The 17,206-nt window shown below is 74.1% G+C and carries 12 protein-coding genes; 8 read left to right on the top strand and 4 right to left on the bottom strand.

What is annotated here, in order from left to right; translation table 11 throughout:
- Positions 1-75 precede the first annotated feature (75 nt).
- Complete coding sequence (locus ACWD3E_RS13190; protein WP_451387618.1) at positions 76-951, bottom strand: A/G-specific adenine glycosylase; 876 nt, start codon at positions 949-951, stop codon at positions 76-78.
- A gap of 212 nt (positions 952-1,163) precedes the next feature.
- Between ACWD3E_RS13190 and ACWD3E_RS13195 the strand changes: the two genes are divergently transcribed.
- Positions 1,164-1,970 carry a hypothetical protein gene (locus ACWD3E_RS13195; RefSeq protein WP_451387619.1) on the top strand — a complete coding sequence of 269 codons (807 nt, stop codon included), beginning with the start codon at positions 1,164-1,166 and terminating at the stop codon, positions 1,968-1,970.
- A gap of 236 nt (positions 1,971-2,206) precedes the next feature.
- Here ACWD3E_RS13195 and disA read toward each other — a convergent pair whose 3' ends face one another.
- Positions 2,207-3,331 carry a DNA integrity scanning diadenylate cyclase DisA gene (disA, locus tag ACWD3E_RS13200; protein WP_451387620.1) on the bottom strand — a complete coding sequence of 375 codons (1,125 nt, stop codon included), beginning with the start codon at positions 3,329-3,331 and terminating at the stop codon, positions 2,207-2,209.
- Between the two features lie 80 nt (positions 3,332-3,411).
- The gene (radA, locus tag ACWD3E_RS13205; protein ID WP_451387621.1) at positions 3,412-4,821 is read right to left on the bottom strand and encodes a DNA repair protein RadA; all 1,410 of its coding nucleotides are present in this window, start codon (positions 4,819-4,821) and stop codon (positions 3,412-3,414) included.
- A 113-nt stretch (positions 4,822-4,934) separates the two neighbouring features.
- Between radA and ACWD3E_RS13210 the strand changes: the two genes are divergently transcribed.
- The 7 genes from ACWD3E_RS13210 (at position 4,935) to ACWD3E_RS13240 (ending at position 16,273) form a co-directional block, all read left to right on the top strand.
- Positions 4,935-5,447 (top strand): hypothetical protein, encoded by a 513-nt coding sequence (locus ACWD3E_RS13210; protein WP_451387622.1) that lies wholly within the window; start codon positions 4,935-4,937, stop codon positions 5,445-5,447.
- Positions 5,444-6,511, top strand: coding sequence for a hypothetical protein (locus tag ACWD3E_RS13215; protein WP_451387623.1), 1,068 nt, complete (start codon positions 5,444-5,446; stop codon positions 6,509-6,511). The genes ACWD3E_RS13210 and ACWD3E_RS13215 overlap by 4 nt, the downstream gene beginning before the upstream one ends.
- A gap of 2 nt (positions 6,512-6,513) precedes the next feature.
- The gene (locus ACWD3E_RS13220) at positions 6,514-7,578 is read left to right on the top strand and encodes an AAA family ATPase (protein WP_451387624.1); all 1,065 of its coding nucleotides are present in this window, start codon (positions 6,514-6,516) and stop codon (positions 7,576-7,578) included.
- Between the two features lie 17 nt (positions 7,579-7,595).
- A complete protein-coding gene (locus tag ACWD3E_RS13225; RefSeq protein ID WP_451387625.1) occupies positions 7,596-9,464 on the top strand; it encodes a hypothetical protein in 1,869 nt (622 codons plus the stop codon).
- Positions 9,461-10,813, top strand: coding sequence for a hypothetical protein (locus ACWD3E_RS13230; protein ID WP_451387626.1), 1,353 nt, complete (start codon positions 9,461-9,463; stop codon positions 10,811-10,813). Before ACWD3E_RS13225 ends, ACWD3E_RS13230 begins: the two co-directional genes overlap by 4 nt.
- Positions 10,810-14,424 carry a hypothetical protein gene (locus tag ACWD3E_RS13235; RefSeq protein ID WP_451387627.1) on the top strand — a complete coding sequence of 1,205 codons (3,615 nt, stop codon included), beginning with the start codon at positions 10,810-10,812 and terminating at the stop codon, positions 14,422-14,424. Before ACWD3E_RS13230 ends, ACWD3E_RS13235 begins: the two co-directional genes overlap by 4 nt.
- Before the next feature lie 136 nt (positions 14,425-14,560).
- Positions 14,561-16,273 (top strand): BACON domain-containing protein, encoded by a 1,713-nt coding sequence (locus ACWD3E_RS13240; RefSeq protein ID WP_451387628.1) that lies wholly within the window; start codon positions 14,561-14,563, stop codon positions 16,271-16,273.
- A 14-nt stretch (positions 16,274-16,287) separates the two neighbouring features.
- Here ACWD3E_RS13240 and ACWD3E_RS13245 read toward each other — a convergent pair whose 3' ends face one another.
- Positions 16,288-17,085 carry a hypothetical protein gene (locus ACWD3E_RS13245; protein ID WP_451387675.1) on the bottom strand — a complete coding sequence of 266 codons (798 nt, stop codon included), beginning with the start codon at positions 17,083-17,085 and terminating at the stop codon, positions 16,288-16,290.
- Between the last annotated feature and the right edge of the window lie 121 nt (positions 17,086-17,206).

Below are 17,206 nucleotides of genomic sequence, written 5' to 3' on the forward strand. Positions count from 1 at the left end.
TTGTCCCTTTATGGTGCGGTTTGGCGGGCGAGGTGTTCCGTAACAGAGGTCGCCCCGCTGTGACTTGGCAGTGCGTCAGGTGAGCGGCAGCCGATAGCGCCCGCCCGGCAGCGGCTCCACCAGACCGTCCGTCACGAGCCCGTCGAGCGCGCGGGCGCGCTGCACCGGCTCGTGCCAGACCCGGTCCAGCACCGCCTGCGGCACCGGCGCGTGCGCCTCGCGCAGTACGGCGAGCAGCTTGCCGCGCACCTGGCGGTCGGTACCGGCGTACGTCTGCCCGCGGCGCGGCGGCCCCTCGTGCTCCGGCTTGCCGGCCAGCCGCCAGGCGCACTGCGCGGCGATCGGGCAGCGCGCGCACTCCTCGTTCTTCGCCGTGCACACCAGCGCGCCCAGCTCCATGGAGGCCGCGGCCCAGCGGGCGGCCGTCCCCTCGTCCTCGGGCAGCAGCTCGCGGGCGAGCCTGCGCTCGGCGGCCGTGGTCGCGTTCGGCGGGTACTGCACCCCGGTCACCGCCCGCGCGAAGACCCGGCGGACGTTGGTGTCCAGCACCGGGTGCCGCTGCCCGTACGCGAACGAGGCCACCGCCGCCGCCGTGTACTCGCCGATGCCGGGCAGCGCCAGCAGCTGCGCGTGGTCCGTCGGTACGTCCCCGCCGTGCCGTTCCGTTATGGCCACCGCGGCGCCGTGCAGACGCAGCGCGCGGCGCGGATAGCCGAGCCGGCCCCAGGCGCGGACCGCCTCGCCCGGCGGCTCCTTCGCGAGGTCGGCGGGGCGCGGCCAGCGGGACAGCCACTGCTCGTAGACGGGCAGGACCCGGCTGACCGGGGTCTGCTGCAGCATGAACTCGCTGACCATCACCCCCCACGGGCCCGCCTCCGGGCGGCGCCAGGGGAGGTCGCGGGCGTGGGTGTCGAACCAGGCGATCACGGGGGTGTGGAGCTTCTCAGTCATGGCCTTCCGATCCTGCCACGACTGGGGCGGGCCCGGCCGGTGGCGGCGCGACGGCGTGGTGACGTCCTGGTCACTGAATGTGATCACGGAGGGTGATCACGCGTGAAGGTGCCTGACTGTCACGGAAGTTGCCGGGATGATGATCCGGAAAAGTTGGGCTCCGAGCGGCGGGTGGCGCAAGACAGCGCGCCGATCTCTCGTACAGTTTGCGCGTGGGTTCTCTGCGCAATCCGGTCGGGCCGCTTCCCTCCTCCATCTACTGGCGAAGGAGGGCCGTAATGCTGTCGGTGGTCGCCGTGTTGGCGCTGCTGGTCACCTGGATCGTCACGGCCGGCGGCGGGGGTGGCAAGAAGAACGCCGGCGCGTCCAACGGCAAGAATCCCGCACCCACGATCACTCCGGGTCCGTCCGCCTCCGGGCCCGCCATCAGCCAACACCCGGGCGGGCGCGACGAGTCGGGCGGCTCCGGTGACGGTTCGTCCGGCTCCGGCGGCGGTTCCGGCTCCGAGGACACGGGCGGTTCCGGTGACGGCTCGTCCGGCTCGGGCGGGGGCTCCGGCTCCGGCGGGACCGGCGTCGGTGCGGGCGATGCGCTGCCCGCGTCCTCCTCGCTGCCCGACTGCACCGCGGGGGCGGTCGCGTTGAACCTGCGCAGTCTGCACAACTCGTTCTCGCCGGACCAGGTGCCGACCTTCGAACTCACCGCGAAGAACGCGTCGTCCGGGGACTGCAAGGTCGATCTCGGGCCGAAGAGCGCGGTGTTGACGATCACGCCGACGGATGGTGGCGACACGTTCTGGTCGTCGGCCGACTGTCCGGAAGGGCCTGGGAGTCTGGTGTTCCGGGTGCCGGCGGGGGAGAGCATCACGTACACGGTGAAGTGGGACCGGAAGCCGAGTGCTCCGCACTGCGCGAAGCCCTCCGGGACTTCGGCGAAGACGGGGACGACGTATCTGCTGGAGGCGAAGGCGCCGGGGTTCACGAAGACCCAGGCGTCGTTCGTACTGTCGGCCGACTAGGGTCTTTCGTTTGGATCAGGCCGGATCAGGGAGCGGGGCCTGGTGCGTGCAGCTGCAAGGCGGAGGAGGGAGTCAACGATGGGGGTCCCCCCGCGCGAGCGAAGCCGAGCGTGGGGGAGCGTTGGCGACTGACGCCAACGCCGCTGGGGGTCCCCCCACGCCCTTAAGGCAGTGGGGGAGTGCGTGCCAGGCCCCGCGAGCCCGGCGTGATCCAAACGAGAGGCCCTAGCCCCGAATCAGACGTAGCGCTCCAGGATCGACGACTCGGCCAGCCGCGACAGGCCCTCGCGGACGCTCCTCGCCCTGGCCTCTCCGACGCCGTCCACGGCCTGCAGATCATCCACGCTCGCAGCGAGCAGCTTCTGCAGGCCGCCGAAGTGCTCCACCAGGCGGTCGATGATCGCGCCCGGGAGTCGCGGGACCTTGGCCAGGAGGCGGAAGCCGCGCGGCGAGACGGCGGAGTCGAGGGTCTCGGGGGAGCCGGTGTAGCCCAGCGCACGCGCCACCGTGCCCATTTCCAGGAGCTCGGCGTGGGTGAGTGCGTCCAGTTCGGAGAGGGCCTCTTCGACCGTGCGGGAACGCTTTGCCGTCGGCTCGGGGACGTAGTCCCGCACGACCAGTTCGCGGTCGGGCTCCACGCCGGCGATCAACTCCTCCAGCTGGAGCGCCAGGAGGCGGCCGTCGGTGCCCAGTTCGACCACGTATTCGGCGATTTCGGTGGCGATGCGGCGGACCATCTCCAGCCGCTGGGCCACCGCGGAGACGTCACGGACCGTGACCAGGTCCTCGATCTCCAGCGCGGACAGCGTGCCCGCGACCTCGTCCAGGCGGAGCTTGTACCGCTCCAGCGTGGCCAGCGCCTGGTTCGCGCGGGAGAGGATCGCGGCCGAGTCCTCCAGGACCCGCCGCTGACCGTCGACGTAGAGGGCGATCAGGCGCATGGACTGGGAGACCGAGACGACAGGGAAGCCGACCTGCTTGCTCACCCGGTCCGCCGTGCGGTGCCGCGTGCCCGTCTCCTCCGTGGGGATCGTCGGGTCCGGGACCAGCTGCACGCCCGCGCGCAGGATCTTCGACAGGTCCGACGACAGCACTATGCCGCCGTCCAGCTTGCACAGCTCCCGCAGCCGGGTCGCGGTGAACTCGACGTCCAGGACGAAACCGCCCGTGCACATCGCCTCGACCGTCTTGTCGGAGCCGAGGACGATGAGCCCGCCGGTGTTGCCGCGCAGGACCCGCTCCAGGCCGTCGCGCAACGGCGTGCCAGGAGCCACGGCGCTCAGCGAGGCGCGCATCAGGCCCTCGGAACCGGCACTCCCACCGGACTTTCCGGGAGCCGCTGCCCGGTCGTTGGCTGCCACTGCACTCCTCCGGTCGCAGGTTCTGACGCGCCCCCGCTCCCGCACGCGGTTCGTACGGACGGGCGAGACCTGGGCAAAGTCTACCGGCGCTCCTCCGGCTCCCGCGGGGCCTCTCGGCGACGGGAGCGCGGCAGCACCCTGAGCGCGTCCCCCATGTCGGCGACTTCCATGACCTTCATCCCGGGCGGGACCTTGCCCGGATCGCCCGGCACCAGTGCGTGGGTGAAGCCCAGCCGGTGCGCCTCGGCGAGCCTGCGCTGCACGCCCGTGACCCGTCTCACCTCGCCCGCGAGGCCCACCTCACCGATGGCCACCAGGTTCTTGGGCAGCGGGGTGTCGCTGGCCGCCGAGGCGAGGGCGAGGGCGATCGCCAGGTCGGCGGCCGGCTCCGACAGCTTCACGCCGCCCACCGTCGCGGAGTAGATGTCCCGCTTGCCGAGCGCGCTGATCCGGCCGCGCTGCTCCAGCACCGCGAGCATCATCGACACGCGGGAGGTCTCCAGGCCCGAGGTGGTGCGGCGCGGGGAGGGGATCTGGGAGTCCACGGTCAGCGCCTGCACCTCCGCGACCAGCGGGCGGCGGCCCTCCAGGGTGACCGTCAGGCAGGTGCCGGGGACCGGCTCGTCGCGCCGGGTCAGGAAGAGCCCGCTAGGGTCGGCGAGGCCCGTGATGCCCTCGTCGTGCAGCTCGAAGCAGCCGACCTCGTCCGTGGCGCCGTAGCGGTTCTTCACGCCCCGGACCAGGCGCAGGCGCGCGTGCCGGTCGCCCTCGAAATGCAGGACGACGTCCACCAGGTGTTCCAGGAGGCGGGGGCCCGCGATCGCGCCGTCCTTGGTGACGTGGCCCACGAGGAGCGTGGACATCCCGCGCTCCTTGGACGCGCGGATCAGCGCCCCGGCCACCTCCCGCACCTGGGCCATGCCGCCGGGCGCGCCCTCGATCTCCGGGGAGGCCACCGTCTGCACCGAGTCGAGGATCAGCAGGGACGGCTTCACCTCGTCCAAGTGGCCGAGGACGGCGGCCAGATCGGTCTCGGCGGCCAGATACAGGTGGTCGTGGAGCGCGCCGATGCGGTCGGCGCGCAGCCGCACCTGGCTCGCCGACTCCTCGCCGGTCACATACAGGGTGGGATGCTCCGCACTCGCCGACTTCGCCGCCACGTCCAGCAGCAGGGTGGACTTGCCGACGCCGGGCTCGCCCGCGATCAGCACCACCGCGCCGGGCACCAGACCGCCGCCGAGCACCCGGTCCAGCTCCGGCACGCGGGTCGTGCGGGCGGTGGCCTGGCGGCCGTCGACCTGGCTGATGGGCAGCGCGGACGTCGTCACCCGGCCCGGCGCCGTCGTACGGACCGCGGGCGCGCCGTACTCCTCGACGGTGCCCCAGGCCTGGCACTCGGCGCACCGGCCGAGCCACTTGGCCGTCTGCCAGCCGCACTCCGTGCAGCGGTAGGACGGGCGGTCCTTGGTGGTCTTGGAACGGGCAGCCATGCGGAAACCGTAGCCGAGCCCACTGACAACGCCTCGGCCGTGCGGGTGAGGCGCGGCCCTCGGATTGGGGCAATGCGCCTTCCCCGGGCGGGGGATCTCCCTACAATCGGCGCTTGCGGAACTCCACGTCGGGGCGGTCGTGGAGCGGCCCACAGCAGGGGGCGGAGGGGCACGTGCCGGGCGACGAGGACCGGATCGCGTATGCGCGCGAGGTCTATGGCGGACTTCTCGACCCCGGCTTGACCACGTACGAGAACTCCCTCCGTGTCGACCCTGATGAGGAGCGCGCCCCCGTGGTCGCGCAGCTCCTCGAATCGCTCTTCAGGGCCTGTCCCGGCTGCCGCGGCGTCGCCCTCCTGCTCAAAGGGCAGCCTGAAGACACCGCACTGATCGGGATCAGCGGGCGCACGCGTCTGTGGCGGGCCCAAGAGACCGCCGCGCCCCCCGCCCCCGCCCCCGAGTTGGGCGCCGGCGACCGGGCCGGCCTGCTCGGCGTGTCCACGCAGTACCGCGCCCTGCAGTTCGTGTGCCGGGTGTGCGGGGCCCGGAAGGCGACCGCCTACTACGACGTCCGGGAGCTGCCCGGGTGCCCGAACGGCCACGGCGTCATGGAGCTGGTGCGATGAAGCTGAACGAGGCGCTGCAGCCGCCGTCCGGGCTCGGGAGCGGGCGGCGCTTCTACCAGGTGGGTTACCTGCCGACGTACGCCGCCGTCTTCTACATCCTCCTGCTGGTCTGGGCCGGGGCCCGCGGCTGGAAGAGCCCGGCCGGAGGCCACCTGAGCACCACGCGCGCGTGGAAGACCGCGGGCTCCCTGGGCGTGGGCCAGACGCTCCTGCTGCTGATCGGCGTCACGCTCGCCGCCGTCCTGCTCGCCCCGCTGCAGACCTCCCTGGTCCGGCTCCTCGAAGGGGGCTGGCCCGAGCGGCTGGGCTCGGGCTGGGCCCGCCGCCGTCAGCTGGCCCGCCGGGCGAAGTGGAAACGCCGGGCCGAGCTGCCCGCCATCGGGCCCGTCCCCCCTCCACAGTCCCACGGCCTCCCCGCCCCCACCGCGCTCGCCCTCCCGCCCGACACCGTCCAGCGCGCCGGGGTCGCGGGCAGCGAACTGCGCCGCCGCTACCCCCTTCCCGACCACCTGGTGCGCCCCACCGCCCTCGGCAACGCGCTGGCCGCCGCCGAGGACACCGCGGGGCGGGAGTTCGGGTACGACGCGGTGGTCGCCTGGCCCCGGCTCTACCCACTGCTCGGCGAGCAGACCCGGGCGATCGTGGACGACCGCCGGGACACCGTGGACGGCGCCGCCCGGATGGCCGCGACCGCGGCCGTCGCCGGCGTGGTCGCGGCCGTCCTGCTCGCCCGCACCGGCTGGGGGCTGCTGCTGGCCCTGATCCCCCTGGCGACGGCGTGGCTCGCCTACCGGGGCGCGGTGCAGGCGGCGCTCGCCTACGGAGAGTCCCTGCACGTGGCCTTCGACCTGCACCGGTTCGCGCTGCTGCGGGCCTTGGCCGCCGACCTCCCCGGGGCCCCGGCGGACGAACAGCGCGTCGCGGCGGCCTGGTGCGACCTGTGGCGCCAGGGCGTACCCATGCCGCCCGGCTTCCAGTACACCCACGACTCGCCGGCCTCGGCGGACCCGCCTGGCGCGAACCAGGGCACGACCGGCGGACAGGCACGCGGACAGGGACAGTGATGATGGACGAGACGCCCGACACGGACGAGCGGGGCGAACACGTCGGGCACGACGACCACGGCCCGTCGGACGACCCGTGGGACGAGTACGCCCGCGAAGCCGCCGCCCAGGAGGCCGCCGCGCTCGCGACCGTCCTGCCGTACGATCTCATAGTCGGCCAGGAGGAACTGCGCACCGCGCTGGAGATCGCCTACGTCTGCCCGGCCGTCGGGGGCGTGCTCGCCACCGGCCAGCGCGGCACCGCCAAGACGACCACCGTGCGCGCCTTCACGAAGATGGCCGTCGGCGGGCTGCCCGTGACGATGCCGATCGGCGCCACCGACGACCGGGTGCTGGGCGGCTGGCGGATCAAAGAGCTGATGGGCGGCACCGCGCTCAGGTCCGAGGGGCTGCTGGTGCAGGCGTCCCGGTCCGAGGCCCGCATGCTGTACGTGGACGAGATCAACCTGCTCGACGACTACCTGGTCAACATCATCCTGGACGCCGCCTCCACCGGCATCCTCTCCCTGGAACGCGACCACCGCTCCGAGCAGACCCGGCACGTGGACTTCACGCTGGTGGGCACCATGAACCCGGACGAGGGCGGGCTGCGCCCCCAACTCCTCGACCGTTTCGGGCTGGTGGCCGTGGTGGAGTCCGAGAGCGACGCGCGGCAGCGGCGGCGGATCGTGGAGACCGTCCTGCGCTTCGAGGCCGAACGCGAGGACCCCGACTCGGAGTTCATAGCCGAGGCGCGCCGCGCGGACGCCAAGAAGCAGGCCACGCTCAACGCCGCGCGCGACCGCCTCGGCGCCATCGCCTGCGGCCCCGACGTCTACGCCGGCTGCGCCGCACTCGCCGAGGGCTTCGGGCTCGCCGGTCACCGAGGGGAGATCGTCCTGCTGCGGGCCGCCCGCGCCCTCGCCGCGATCGAGGACGCCGGACAGGCCACCGTCGAGCACGTACGCCGGGTCGCCAAACCGGCCCTCGTCCACCGCCGCGGCCGGGGCGACACGGGCACCCTCCCGGCCTGGACCGCGGAGGACGACGGCCTGGTGTGGAACCTGCTCGTGGGCCCCGCGTTCTGACGATGCCGGACCTGACGATGCCGGACCGAACCGGCAAGGACGGCGGCGGCCCGCCGGGCTCGGCCTCCCGCGACGACGGCGGTCACCAGGGCCCGATCGGTCGCGCCCTGACCGTCCTCGCCTGCCTGGCCACTGAACCCGGCGCGGGCGGCGTCCTCCTTCTCGGGCTCGACCCCGGCTTCCTGCCCGTCCTCGGCGCCTGGCTGGCCGCCCACACCGGCACCGGCGCTCCCGTGCGGACCTTGGGCTCGTGGCTCGGCGAGGAGGAGCTGTGGCTGCGCCCCCGGCTGGACGACGACGGGTTCCGGCTGGTGCCGGGGCTGCTGGTGGAGGGGGCCGGCGCCCCGCCCCCGGTGCTTCTCGTCCCCGATCTCGGCCAGGCCGGCCCCGCTGTCGTACGGGCCGCCGTCAGCCTGATCGGTGCCGACGCGGCCCACGTGGAGATGCACGGCCACAGCCTGCGCTGGCGCCCCCGCGCGCACTGGCTCGCGGCCACCGGCCGCGCCGAGGCCGCCCGGCTCTCCCCGCACCTGCTGGACCGGTTTCCGGTGCGGGTCGCGGCGGAGGCGCTCAACGACGCGCTGTGGAGCCTCGGCACCGACGGTTTCTGGGACCTGCCCGCCGATCGGGACAGGCTCGTGGCGGCGCTGCCCACCCTGCCGCACGTCCCGGCGGGCGGGCCGTCCCCCGCCCTCACCCCGGAAGCCGCCGCGCTCGCGACCGACCTCGTGCCCCCGGACGGCGGCCTGCGCCGGGGCCTCGCCCTCGCCCGCTGTGCCCGCGCCCTCGCGGCCCGCGCCGGGGACCCGCGGGCCGACGTCCACCACCTCCGGCAGGCCGCCGTCCTGCTGGGCATCGCACCGCTCCCGCCCCTCCCGCAGACGCCGCCCCGGCGCGCCCTGGGCCCGGACGCCCCGCCGGAGCCCACCGAGGAGCCCGCGGCACAGCCGCCCGGGCCCGCCGTCCCCGTACCCACCCCGGTCACCGCGCCCGCGCCGCCCCGCCCCCTCACGGCCGTACCGGTGACCCCGCAGCCGCCGGCCGCCCCGCCGTCGCCGTACCCCGAGGGCTCGCCGTACCCGGAGGACTCCGCGGACGCGGTCCCGCAGCTCGGCTCGCTGCGCCCGGCGACCCGCCGCCGGGGCGCCGCCCTGCGCCGGCACGGCCGCCCGAACGGCACCATGCGCGCCCGCGACGTCCACGACCTCGCGCTCGTCCCGAGCCTCGTCGAGGCCGCCAAGTCCCGGCTGTCCGAGCCCGAGGCGCGGACCCGGCCGCTCCGCCTCGGCCCCGCCGACCTGCGCCAGTACCGCCGCCGCCCGGAGCCCGCGCACGCCCTGGTCCTGGTCCTCGACCACTCCTGCCGCGACTGGGACCGCGCGCCCGCGCTCGCCCCCTGCCTGCGCTGGGCCTACGCGACCAACGCCGCCGTCACCGTCGTGGAGTTCGGGCACGCGGGCGCGGAGGACGAGCTGTGCGCGGAACGCGTCCGGGTGCCCTCGCTGCTCGACCCCGCCCTCCTCGCCGCCTTCGACCGGCCCCCCGGCACCGCCAGCCCGCTCGCCCACGCCCTCGACCTGGCGGTGCAGGAGCTGCGCCGCTATCTGCGGCGGGGCCGGGCGGTGGTCGACGAGGTCCTGTTCGTCGTCGCCACCGACGGCCGGGGCAACGTACCGCTGGACGCGAGCCTGCGGGGGCGGTCGCCGAGCGGGGTGCGCCGGGAGGGCGTCGCGGACGCGCTGCGGGTGGCGGCCACGGCGGCCACCCTGAACCGGGTCCGCGCGGTCGTCATCGCACCGGACCTCGACCAGTACCCGCACCTCCCCGTCGAACTGGCGGAGGCACTCGGCGCCACCCTCGTCGTGGCCCCGGGGGCGCACGCATGACGACGGAGCCGATGAGCCTGCGCAGCCGGCTGTACGCGGACGCGGACCAGCCCGCGGACGAGCTCGCGCCCGCGAGGATCGGGCAGCCCCGCACACCGGCGCCCGCGCCCGGCACGGAGAGGGCCGAGCCCGAGCCAGAGGCCGAAGCCGCTTCGGACCCGCTGGAGTTCCCGCCCGAGGACGCCGTTTTGTCGGCCGAACTCCCGCCCGGTGCCGCCCTGTTGCGCGTCGAGGACATCACCCATGAAGGCCGTCCCAGCATCGGGCTGCACTTCCACCAACGGGGCCGGGTGTCCAGCCCGAACCGGCCCCACCATCTGGCGTCGCGCCGCCCGCCCGGCCTCGGGATACCCCAGCTGGTCGCGCGGGCCACGAGCGAGGGCGGGACCTGGAGCGACACCTACCTGCACCTCAAGGGCTGGTGGCAGACCCAGCCGGTGCTGGCCGCCTGGGTCGACCGCCTGCGCCGGCAGGACGACCCGGCCCTCATCGTCTGGGACCAGACCGCGCACGAGATCCCCTGGGAACTCCTGCACCGCGAACCTGTCGGCATCCCCGCGCCCGACGACCCGGCCGGCGACACCGGCGGCTGGCTCGGCGCCGTGCTCCCCGTCATCCGCTGGACCACGGTGTGGGACGGCGAACGCGCCTGGCGCTACGACGCCCGGCCCCGCCACTGCAAGGGCGGCGTCATGGTCTACGAGGACCCGGACTTCGCCGTCGACCAGGACGGCGTCGCCCAGCACGAGATAGGCACCCGCTCGACCACCATGGCCGACCTGCGCACCCGCCTCAAGGACGGCCGGACCGGCTTCGGCCTGCTGCTGATGCGCTGCCACGGCGGATACTCCGAGGACATCAGGCAGTTCACGCTCGGCGGCGTGGCTTACCCCGAACTGTCCCTGAACTGGAAGATGCACGCCCTGTACGCCTCCGGGGCCGCCGTCCTCATCAACTCCTGCGTCTCCGCCCGTCCGGTCGTCGACGACCGCTACGAGGCCGCGATCCCCCGCAACTTCGCCGAGGTGTTCCTCAAATGGGGGGCCGGCGCGGTCATCGCCACTGTCGCGAAGGTCAGCAAGGTCCACGCCCACGACTTCGCCGCCCGGCTGGTCCGCAGGGCCGCGCGCAACGGCCCGGTCAACCTGGCCGAGGAACTCACCCGGCACCGCGCGTACTACGCCCGCGAGGCCGAGCGGGCCCTGGAGAGCGCCGACGAACAGCGGGTGGAGCAGGCGCTGGAGGCGTTCTTCAGCGGCTTCATGTACGTCTACTTCGGGCACCCTGGGACCACGCTGACGCTGGAGAAGCCGGGCCGGGAGGGCCGGGAAGGGGGCGACGGCACATGAGCGCGTCCGCCGTACCCCTGCGCCCGCTGGTGAGCTGGCCCGAGGAGGTCGAGACCGGCCGCAAGTACCTGGTCACCGTCGACGTAGAGCTCGCTGGGCCGGAGCCCGGCGCCTGGCCGTACGACACCGAGGAGTACGCCGTCGGCTGCGTCCTGGAGGCCGAGCCCGGCCTCGCCGTGGAGGCGGTCGGGGACACCACCCTGGTCCTGCACCGCTTCGGCGGGACGTACGGCCCCGCCCGCTTCGTCACCTACGCGGCGGGCGCCCCCGAGGGCGAGACCGCGCTGCGGCTCACCCTGGTCACGGCGGGCGGGGTGCCGTTCCGCAGCGAGCGGCTGGGGGTGCGGGTCGGGGCGGGGGAGCGCGTGCCGGTGGCGGCGCCGGGGCCGGGCGAGGTGGTGGTGCCGTTGCCGGGGCCCACACCTCCGGCGGTGGCGGAGGCGGCGGACGAGGGGGAGACGGCGGGGACTGTGCTGGTCCTGGCCGGATCGGAGTCGCTGTATCGACTGCTCCGTAGGCGGTTGGAGGGGCAGGTGCAGCGGCACGACTACCGCGGTCCGGTGGAGATCGGCCGATTGTCGGGCACCGGGTGGCGGGCGTTGCTCGTACGGGCTGGCGTTCTCGGCAGCGGCATGGCCGAGGCGGCCCGTGACCACCGCGTTTCGGTCCTGCTGCCGGTCGTGACGGCGGACGGGTCCCTCAGCGGGGAGATCCCCGGCAACGTCGTCCTGGCGAGCAGGGTTTCCATGCCTGTGGGGAGCTCCGCCCCGTCCCGGAGGCTGTGGTCGGCCGCCCGCAACGTCCTGGGCCGGAGCGTGGTCTACACGGCGGTGCCCCGCTTTGCCGACGGCGGACCGGTGGTCGTACTGAGGGACGACCAGCTGCTGGACCTTCTGATTGCGTACCGGGTGCCAGGCGTCGAGCATCTCACCTTCTGCGCCGTCGGCGAGACCGCGGACGAACGGGCGGTGGACGCAGTCGTGTCGCTGCTCGCCGCGCTGCCATCCATGCCGCCGCCGGCTCCGGACCGGCTCCTCGGACGGGAGGAGGAACTCGCTTCGCTGGTGGCGCTGCTGAACCCGGACACGGGAAGTGGCGTCACGGCCGTGACCGGAATCCCCGGCATCGGCAAGACCGCGCTCGCCATGGCTGCCGCAGACGTGGCGGAGGCACGGGGCTGGTATCCCGGCGGGGTCTACCGCTTCCCCGGTGACATGGATACGGGCGAGGTGGCGCGGCGCATCGCGTCCATGATGCTGTCCGCAGACATGCCCACCCTGATCCTCTTCGACGGGTTGAATCCTTACGAGGGTGCGGCTGCCTGGAACGCCCGCCAGGAATACGGCTTCCACTTGCTGGTCACCTCCAGGCACCTCATCCCCGCCGACCCGGGCATGAACCTGTCCGATCTGCGGCTGGACCCGCTGCCTCCCAGCGCGGCAGCCGAGCTGCTGGACCCCGAAGCCACGGACCCCGAAACGGCGACCGCACTGGCCGAGCTGTGCGGCCGGGTACCGCAGGCCCTGGAACTCGTCGCGCGCTCGTCCGCCCCCCTCCCGGAGGTCCGCGCGGCCGTCGAGCGGGCGGGCGGGGTCTTCCACCACTTCGGCGAGCTGCGGCGCACGTACGACGCCGAGTTCGCGCATCTGGCACCCGACGAGGAGCGGGCGCTGCGCCTGCTGGCCGTCGTTCCCGGCGAGGACGCCCACCCGGAGCTGCTCCTCGGCATGGGCACCACCGGACTGGAGGCGTCCCTCGCCCGCCTGGAGGCCGCCGGCCTGGTCGAGCGGAACCAGGCCACCGGACGCTGGAGGATGCCGGCGCTGGTGCGGTCGTACGTGCGGCAGAGCCCGGGCCGGCACATCGCGGACGAGGAGGTGACCTCGGCACGGCAGCTCCTGCTCGGCTACTGCGTCCAGCGGACCCGGGGCGCCGTCCGGGCGCTCGGCCTGAGCGATGCCGAGGACTCCGTCGAGCCCCGCGACGGCTGGAGCAGCGCCCTCGACTGGCTGGACGGGGAACACCAGACCCTCCTCGCCCTGGTGCTGGAGGACAGCCAGGGGCCGTACGCCGACCAGGCCGCCGAACTCGCCCTGCACCTCGGCGCCCACCTCAACTGGCGCCGGCGCTTCGAGGACAGCCGCCGGTGCTGCCTCGCGGGGCTGCAGTCGGACTGGAGCCGCCACCGCGCGGCGCCCCTGTGGAACCTGCACGGGGCCGCCCTGAGCGGCCTCGGCCTGCTCGACGAGGCGGCCGACTCCCATGTGCGGGCGCTCGCCCTCTACGAGGATCTCGCCGACCTCAGGGGCTGCGCCAAGGCGTACGACGCGCTGGGGCAGGTGCGTGCCGAACAGAGCGACTGGGACAACGCCCATGCCGCGTTCCAGCGGGCGATCCAGGAACTGCGCCGCGTCGGGGACCGGCGGGGTGAGGCCGAGGCGCTCATGCACGAGGGCGTGGCGTTGCTCCTCAGGGGCGACGACCAGCAGGCGCTGGCGGCGCTGTACGCCGCCGTCAACGAGTTCCAGTCCCTCGGTGACCAGCCGGGGGCGGCGCGCGCCGACCTGTACCGGGCCGAGGCGCTGAGCCGGTCCGGCATGGCCGAGGCGGCCGTCGGCACCGCGGAACGGGTCATGCGCGATTTCACGGCCCTGCGCGACCAGCACGCCCTGGCGCGTGCCTGGGAGGTCGTGGCACGGGCCCGGGAGAACCTGGGGCTCGCCTCGGAGGCCGAGGCCGCCTGGAACATCAGCGAGCAGGCGTTCGCCGCCGCCGGCGACCCCGTGCGGGCCCAGAACACACGCACGTACGCGGAGGACCGGCGGCGGCGCGCGGCCGAGGCCGACCTCCGGGTCCAGCTGGACGTGGAACGCGGGGCATGGTCCACGCGGGCGCACTGGACACTGCGCGTCGTCAGGGCCTCCCGCACGACCGCGCTGGCGCAGGGCACCGAACGCGCTCCCGTGCCCCGGATGCGGCTGGGCGGATCCATGGGCGAGCAGCTGGTCGCCTTCGTCCGCTCCTGCGACCTGCCGGAGCGCCCGGTCCCGCTCGAAGTCACCCTTCCACTGGAGTACTTCGACTCGGCACCGCATACGTGGACGGCCGGGTCCGCAGCCGGGAGCCTCGGCGAGCAGCGCCCGGTGACGATCCGTGGCCTCGGGCGGGGGGCCCTGGAGGAGAACCGGCTGCGCCACTGGCAGAGCCTGCGCGACGCCGGCCGGCTCGATGCCGTCCACACCCCGCTGGGCAGCGGCTCCTGGCGGTTCTCCTCGGTCCCGGCCGGCCAGATCCCCTGCCTCTGCGGTCCTGTGAGCCAGGGCGCGGGCCGGCGGCTCATGTCCCGGCTGCTCAGGGCGGGGCACGGTGTCGTTCTGTGGAGCACGCTGCCGCACCCGGGCAACTGCGGTCCGGAGTGCATGGAACGGTTCGCCCTGGCGAGGGCGCTGGTCTTGCGGTGCAGGGGTCTGGCGGAGCTGCCCGACCGACTCTGGCGAGACCGTCGGCGCGCACCCGACAACCAGCAGCTGTCCCTCCTCTACGACGACCCCGAGGCACCTCTCCCCGGAAGCCTCGACCTCCTCGCCCCGCCGTCCTTCGAAGGACCCTGAACCGGCCACCATCCAGCGCAATCGAGCCACCGAATTCAGCCCTCGTGTCCCCTTATGAGGGATCGTTTCACCCGTACGGATTAAAAGTGCTCAAGGTGCCGGAATGGGCGCTCCGCCGCCGCCTACGGTCGCACGGGTGATGAGCAGCAGGCCGGAGACCACGACCCGCACGACCGGCGCGCACCGGGCGCACCGTGAGGCGCGCGACCGCGCCGCCGCGCGCACCCTCGCCCAGCGCACGCCCGCGCGCTACGAGCCGTACCTGGACGGTCTGTTCACCTACTGCCTGTCCGTGCTGTGCGACCACGACGCCGCCACCGCCGCCCTCGGGGACGTCCTCGCGCTGGCCGAGCGGCGCGGGCAGCGCGTCCCGGAGGCGGCCGGTGACCGCAGGGCCTGGCTGTACGCGCTGGCCCGCTGGGCGTGCCTGCGCAAGCTGGCCGAGGCCAAGCAGAAACGTCAGGCCACCCACGCGGCGGGCCGCGCCCCCGCCGGGAAGGCCTCCAACGGAAAGGCCCCCGCCGGGAAACACGTCCCCGATCCGCCCCTCGCCCCCGAAACCGAGGACCAGCGGCGCCGCGAACTCGCCCTGCTCGCCTGGCCTGAGGCCGCCGGCACCAGCCCCGAGCAGCGCGAGGCGCTGGAACTCGCCGTCCGCCACCACCTCACCCCCCACGAGGTCGCCGCCGTCCTCGGCATGGAACCCGCCACCGCCCGCGAACTGCTCGCCTCCGCCGCCTGCGAGGTCGAGCGCACCCGCGCGGCCCTCGCCGTGGTCGAGGCCGGCAGCTGCCCGAGCGTGGCGCACCTCACCGGCGACAGCCGCCTCGTCCTCAGCACCGCCCTGCGCCGCGAACTGGTCCGGCACGTGGACGACTGCCCGCGCTGCCGCCGCACCGCCGAGCGCGCCGTCACCGGCCAGTGGCCCGGCGCCACGGTCACCCCCGCCGAGCTGCCCGTGCTGGAGGCGCCCCGAGCGGACCTGCACGTCGCGCTCGCGAACCACCCGCGCACGGCCGTCCCCCGCTTCGACCGGCGCGGCTTCCCGATGGACCCCAAGGACCGCGCGGCCCGCCGCGACCGCATCCGCGCGCGTGCCGTCACCACGACCGTCGTCGCCACCGTCGTCGCCGCGCCCGTGCTCGCCCTGTGGGCCGCCTACCGGGGCTCACCGGCCGGGGAGGAGGACGGCCACACCGCCACCGCGCGCGAGGCCGGGGGCACCGAGGCGCTCAGCGGCGACACGGCCGGCGGCTACGAGAACGCCGGCAATGCGCGCGTGAAGTCCGGCGCCAGGCTCGGCAAGGACGGCAAGGCGGACGTCTCGGTGGAGGTCATCGGCATCACCGGAGCGGACAGGAAGGGCGCCGGACACCTCACGGTCGGCGCCGGGAACGCCGGCGACACCACGCTGATCACCCTCACCGCCTCGGGCCCCTCGCCGGTCCGCTGGTCCGCGACCACCACGGCGGCCTGGCTCTACCTCAGCCAGTCCTCGGGCACCCTGGCGCCCGGCGACACGTTGACGATCAAGGTGTACGTCGACCATCTGCGCGAGCCCTCCGGCCACTGGCACGCCCAGGTGGCCATCGCCCCGGCCGGCGTCGTCGTCTCCATCGACGGCTACGGCACCGCCCCCAGCGGCCCCACGACCCTGCCGCCCACGACCCCGCCGTCCACGACCTCCAACCCCGACCCGACGCAGCCGCCGTCCACCCCCAGCGATTCGCCGACCAGCCAGTCCCCGACCCCGACAGACCCGAGCACCCCTCCCACGGACCCGCCCCCGTCCGACTCCCCGACCCCCTCCCCGTCCGACAGCGGGACACCCAGCCCGTCGGGCAGCTAGGAGTGGCGCCGGAGTTACGGCGCCGGATCGGCGGGGTGCGGTGCGACCATCGGCAGCTGCGAGGCCAGTCGCGCCTCGCACAGCTCGACCAGACGGTCGTAGCCGGCCTTGCCCATCAGCTCGGTCAGCTCGGCCCGGTAGGAGACGTACACCGGCTCGCCCGCGCCGTGCGCCGACGTCGCCGACGTGCACCACCAGTGCAGGTCGTGGCCGCCCGGACCCCAGCCCCGGCGGTCGTACTCACCGATGGACACCTGGAGCACGCGGGTGTCGTCCGGCCGGTCGATCCAGTCGTAGGTCCGCCGGATCGGCAGCTGCCAGCACACGTCCGGCTTGGTCTCCAGCGGCTCCCGGCCCTCCTTCAGGGCGAGGATGTGCAGCGAGCAGCCCGCGCCGCCCGCGAACCCCGGCCGGTTCTGGAAGATGCACGAGCCCTGGAAGGGCCGCGTCTGCCGGGACCCCTCGTCGTCCTCCGACACCCAGCCGTCGCGCGTGCCCTCGGCGTGGTGCTGCCAGATCTCCGGGGTGAGCCGTGCCACATGCTCGGCGACCCGCTTCTCGTCGTCCTCGTCGGAGAAGTGCGCGCCCAGCGAGCAGCAGCCGTCGTCCGCGCGGCCCGCCTGAATGCCCTGGCAGCCGCTGCCGAAAATGCAGTTCCAGCGAGAGGTCAGCCATGTCAGATCGCACCGGAAGACCTGTTCGTCGTCCGCCGGATCCGGAAACTCCACCCACGCGCGCGCGAAGTCGAGCCCCTTCTCGTCGCTCACCTTCGGGGCCTTCCTGGACGCTTTCACCTGCGAAGAATCCTTCACCGAACCCTTCGCTGAATCCTTCGATCCCTTGGAGGATTTGTCGGCCTTCGCCTTTTTCGTCTTTGGCACGCGTCCAGGGTAAGTGGCCCAGGACCGCTCCGGGGAACGAGGACCGGCGATC

The organism is Streptomyces sp. NPDC002676 (assembly GCF_053592455.1).

What these genes read in the sequence shown, in the direction of transcription:
- ACWD3E_RS13215 (WP_451387623.1), top strand. Translation starts at nt 5,444, where the DNA reads ATGAAGCTGAACGAGGCGCTGCAGCCGCCGTCCGGGCTCGGGAGCGGG.
- ACWD3E_RS13230 (WP_451387626.1), top strand. Translation starts at nt 9,461, where the DNA reads ATGACGACGGAGCCGATGAGCCTGCGCAGCCGGCTGTACGCGGACGCG.
- ACWD3E_RS13235 (WP_451387627.1), top strand. Translation starts at nt 10,810, where the DNA reads ATGAGCGCGTCCGCCGTACCCCTGCGCCCGCTGGTGAGCTGGCCCGAG.
- radA (WP_451387621.1), bottom strand. Translation starts at nt 4,821, where the DNA reads ATGGCTGCCCGTTCCAAGACCACCAAGGACCGCCCGTCCTACCGCTGC.
- ACWD3E_RS13225 (WP_451387625.1), top strand. Translation starts at nt 7,596, where the DNA reads ATGCCGGACCGAACCGGCAAGGACGGCGGCGGCCCGCCGGGCTCGGCC.
- ACWD3E_RS13190 (WP_451387618.1), bottom strand. Translation starts at nt 951, where the DNA reads ATGACTGAGAAGCTCCACACCCCCGTGATCGCCTGGTTCGACACCCAC.
- ACWD3E_RS13220 (WP_451387624.1), top strand. Translation starts at nt 6,514, where the DNA reads ATGGACGAGACGCCCGACACGGACGAGCGGGGCGAACACGTCGGGCAC.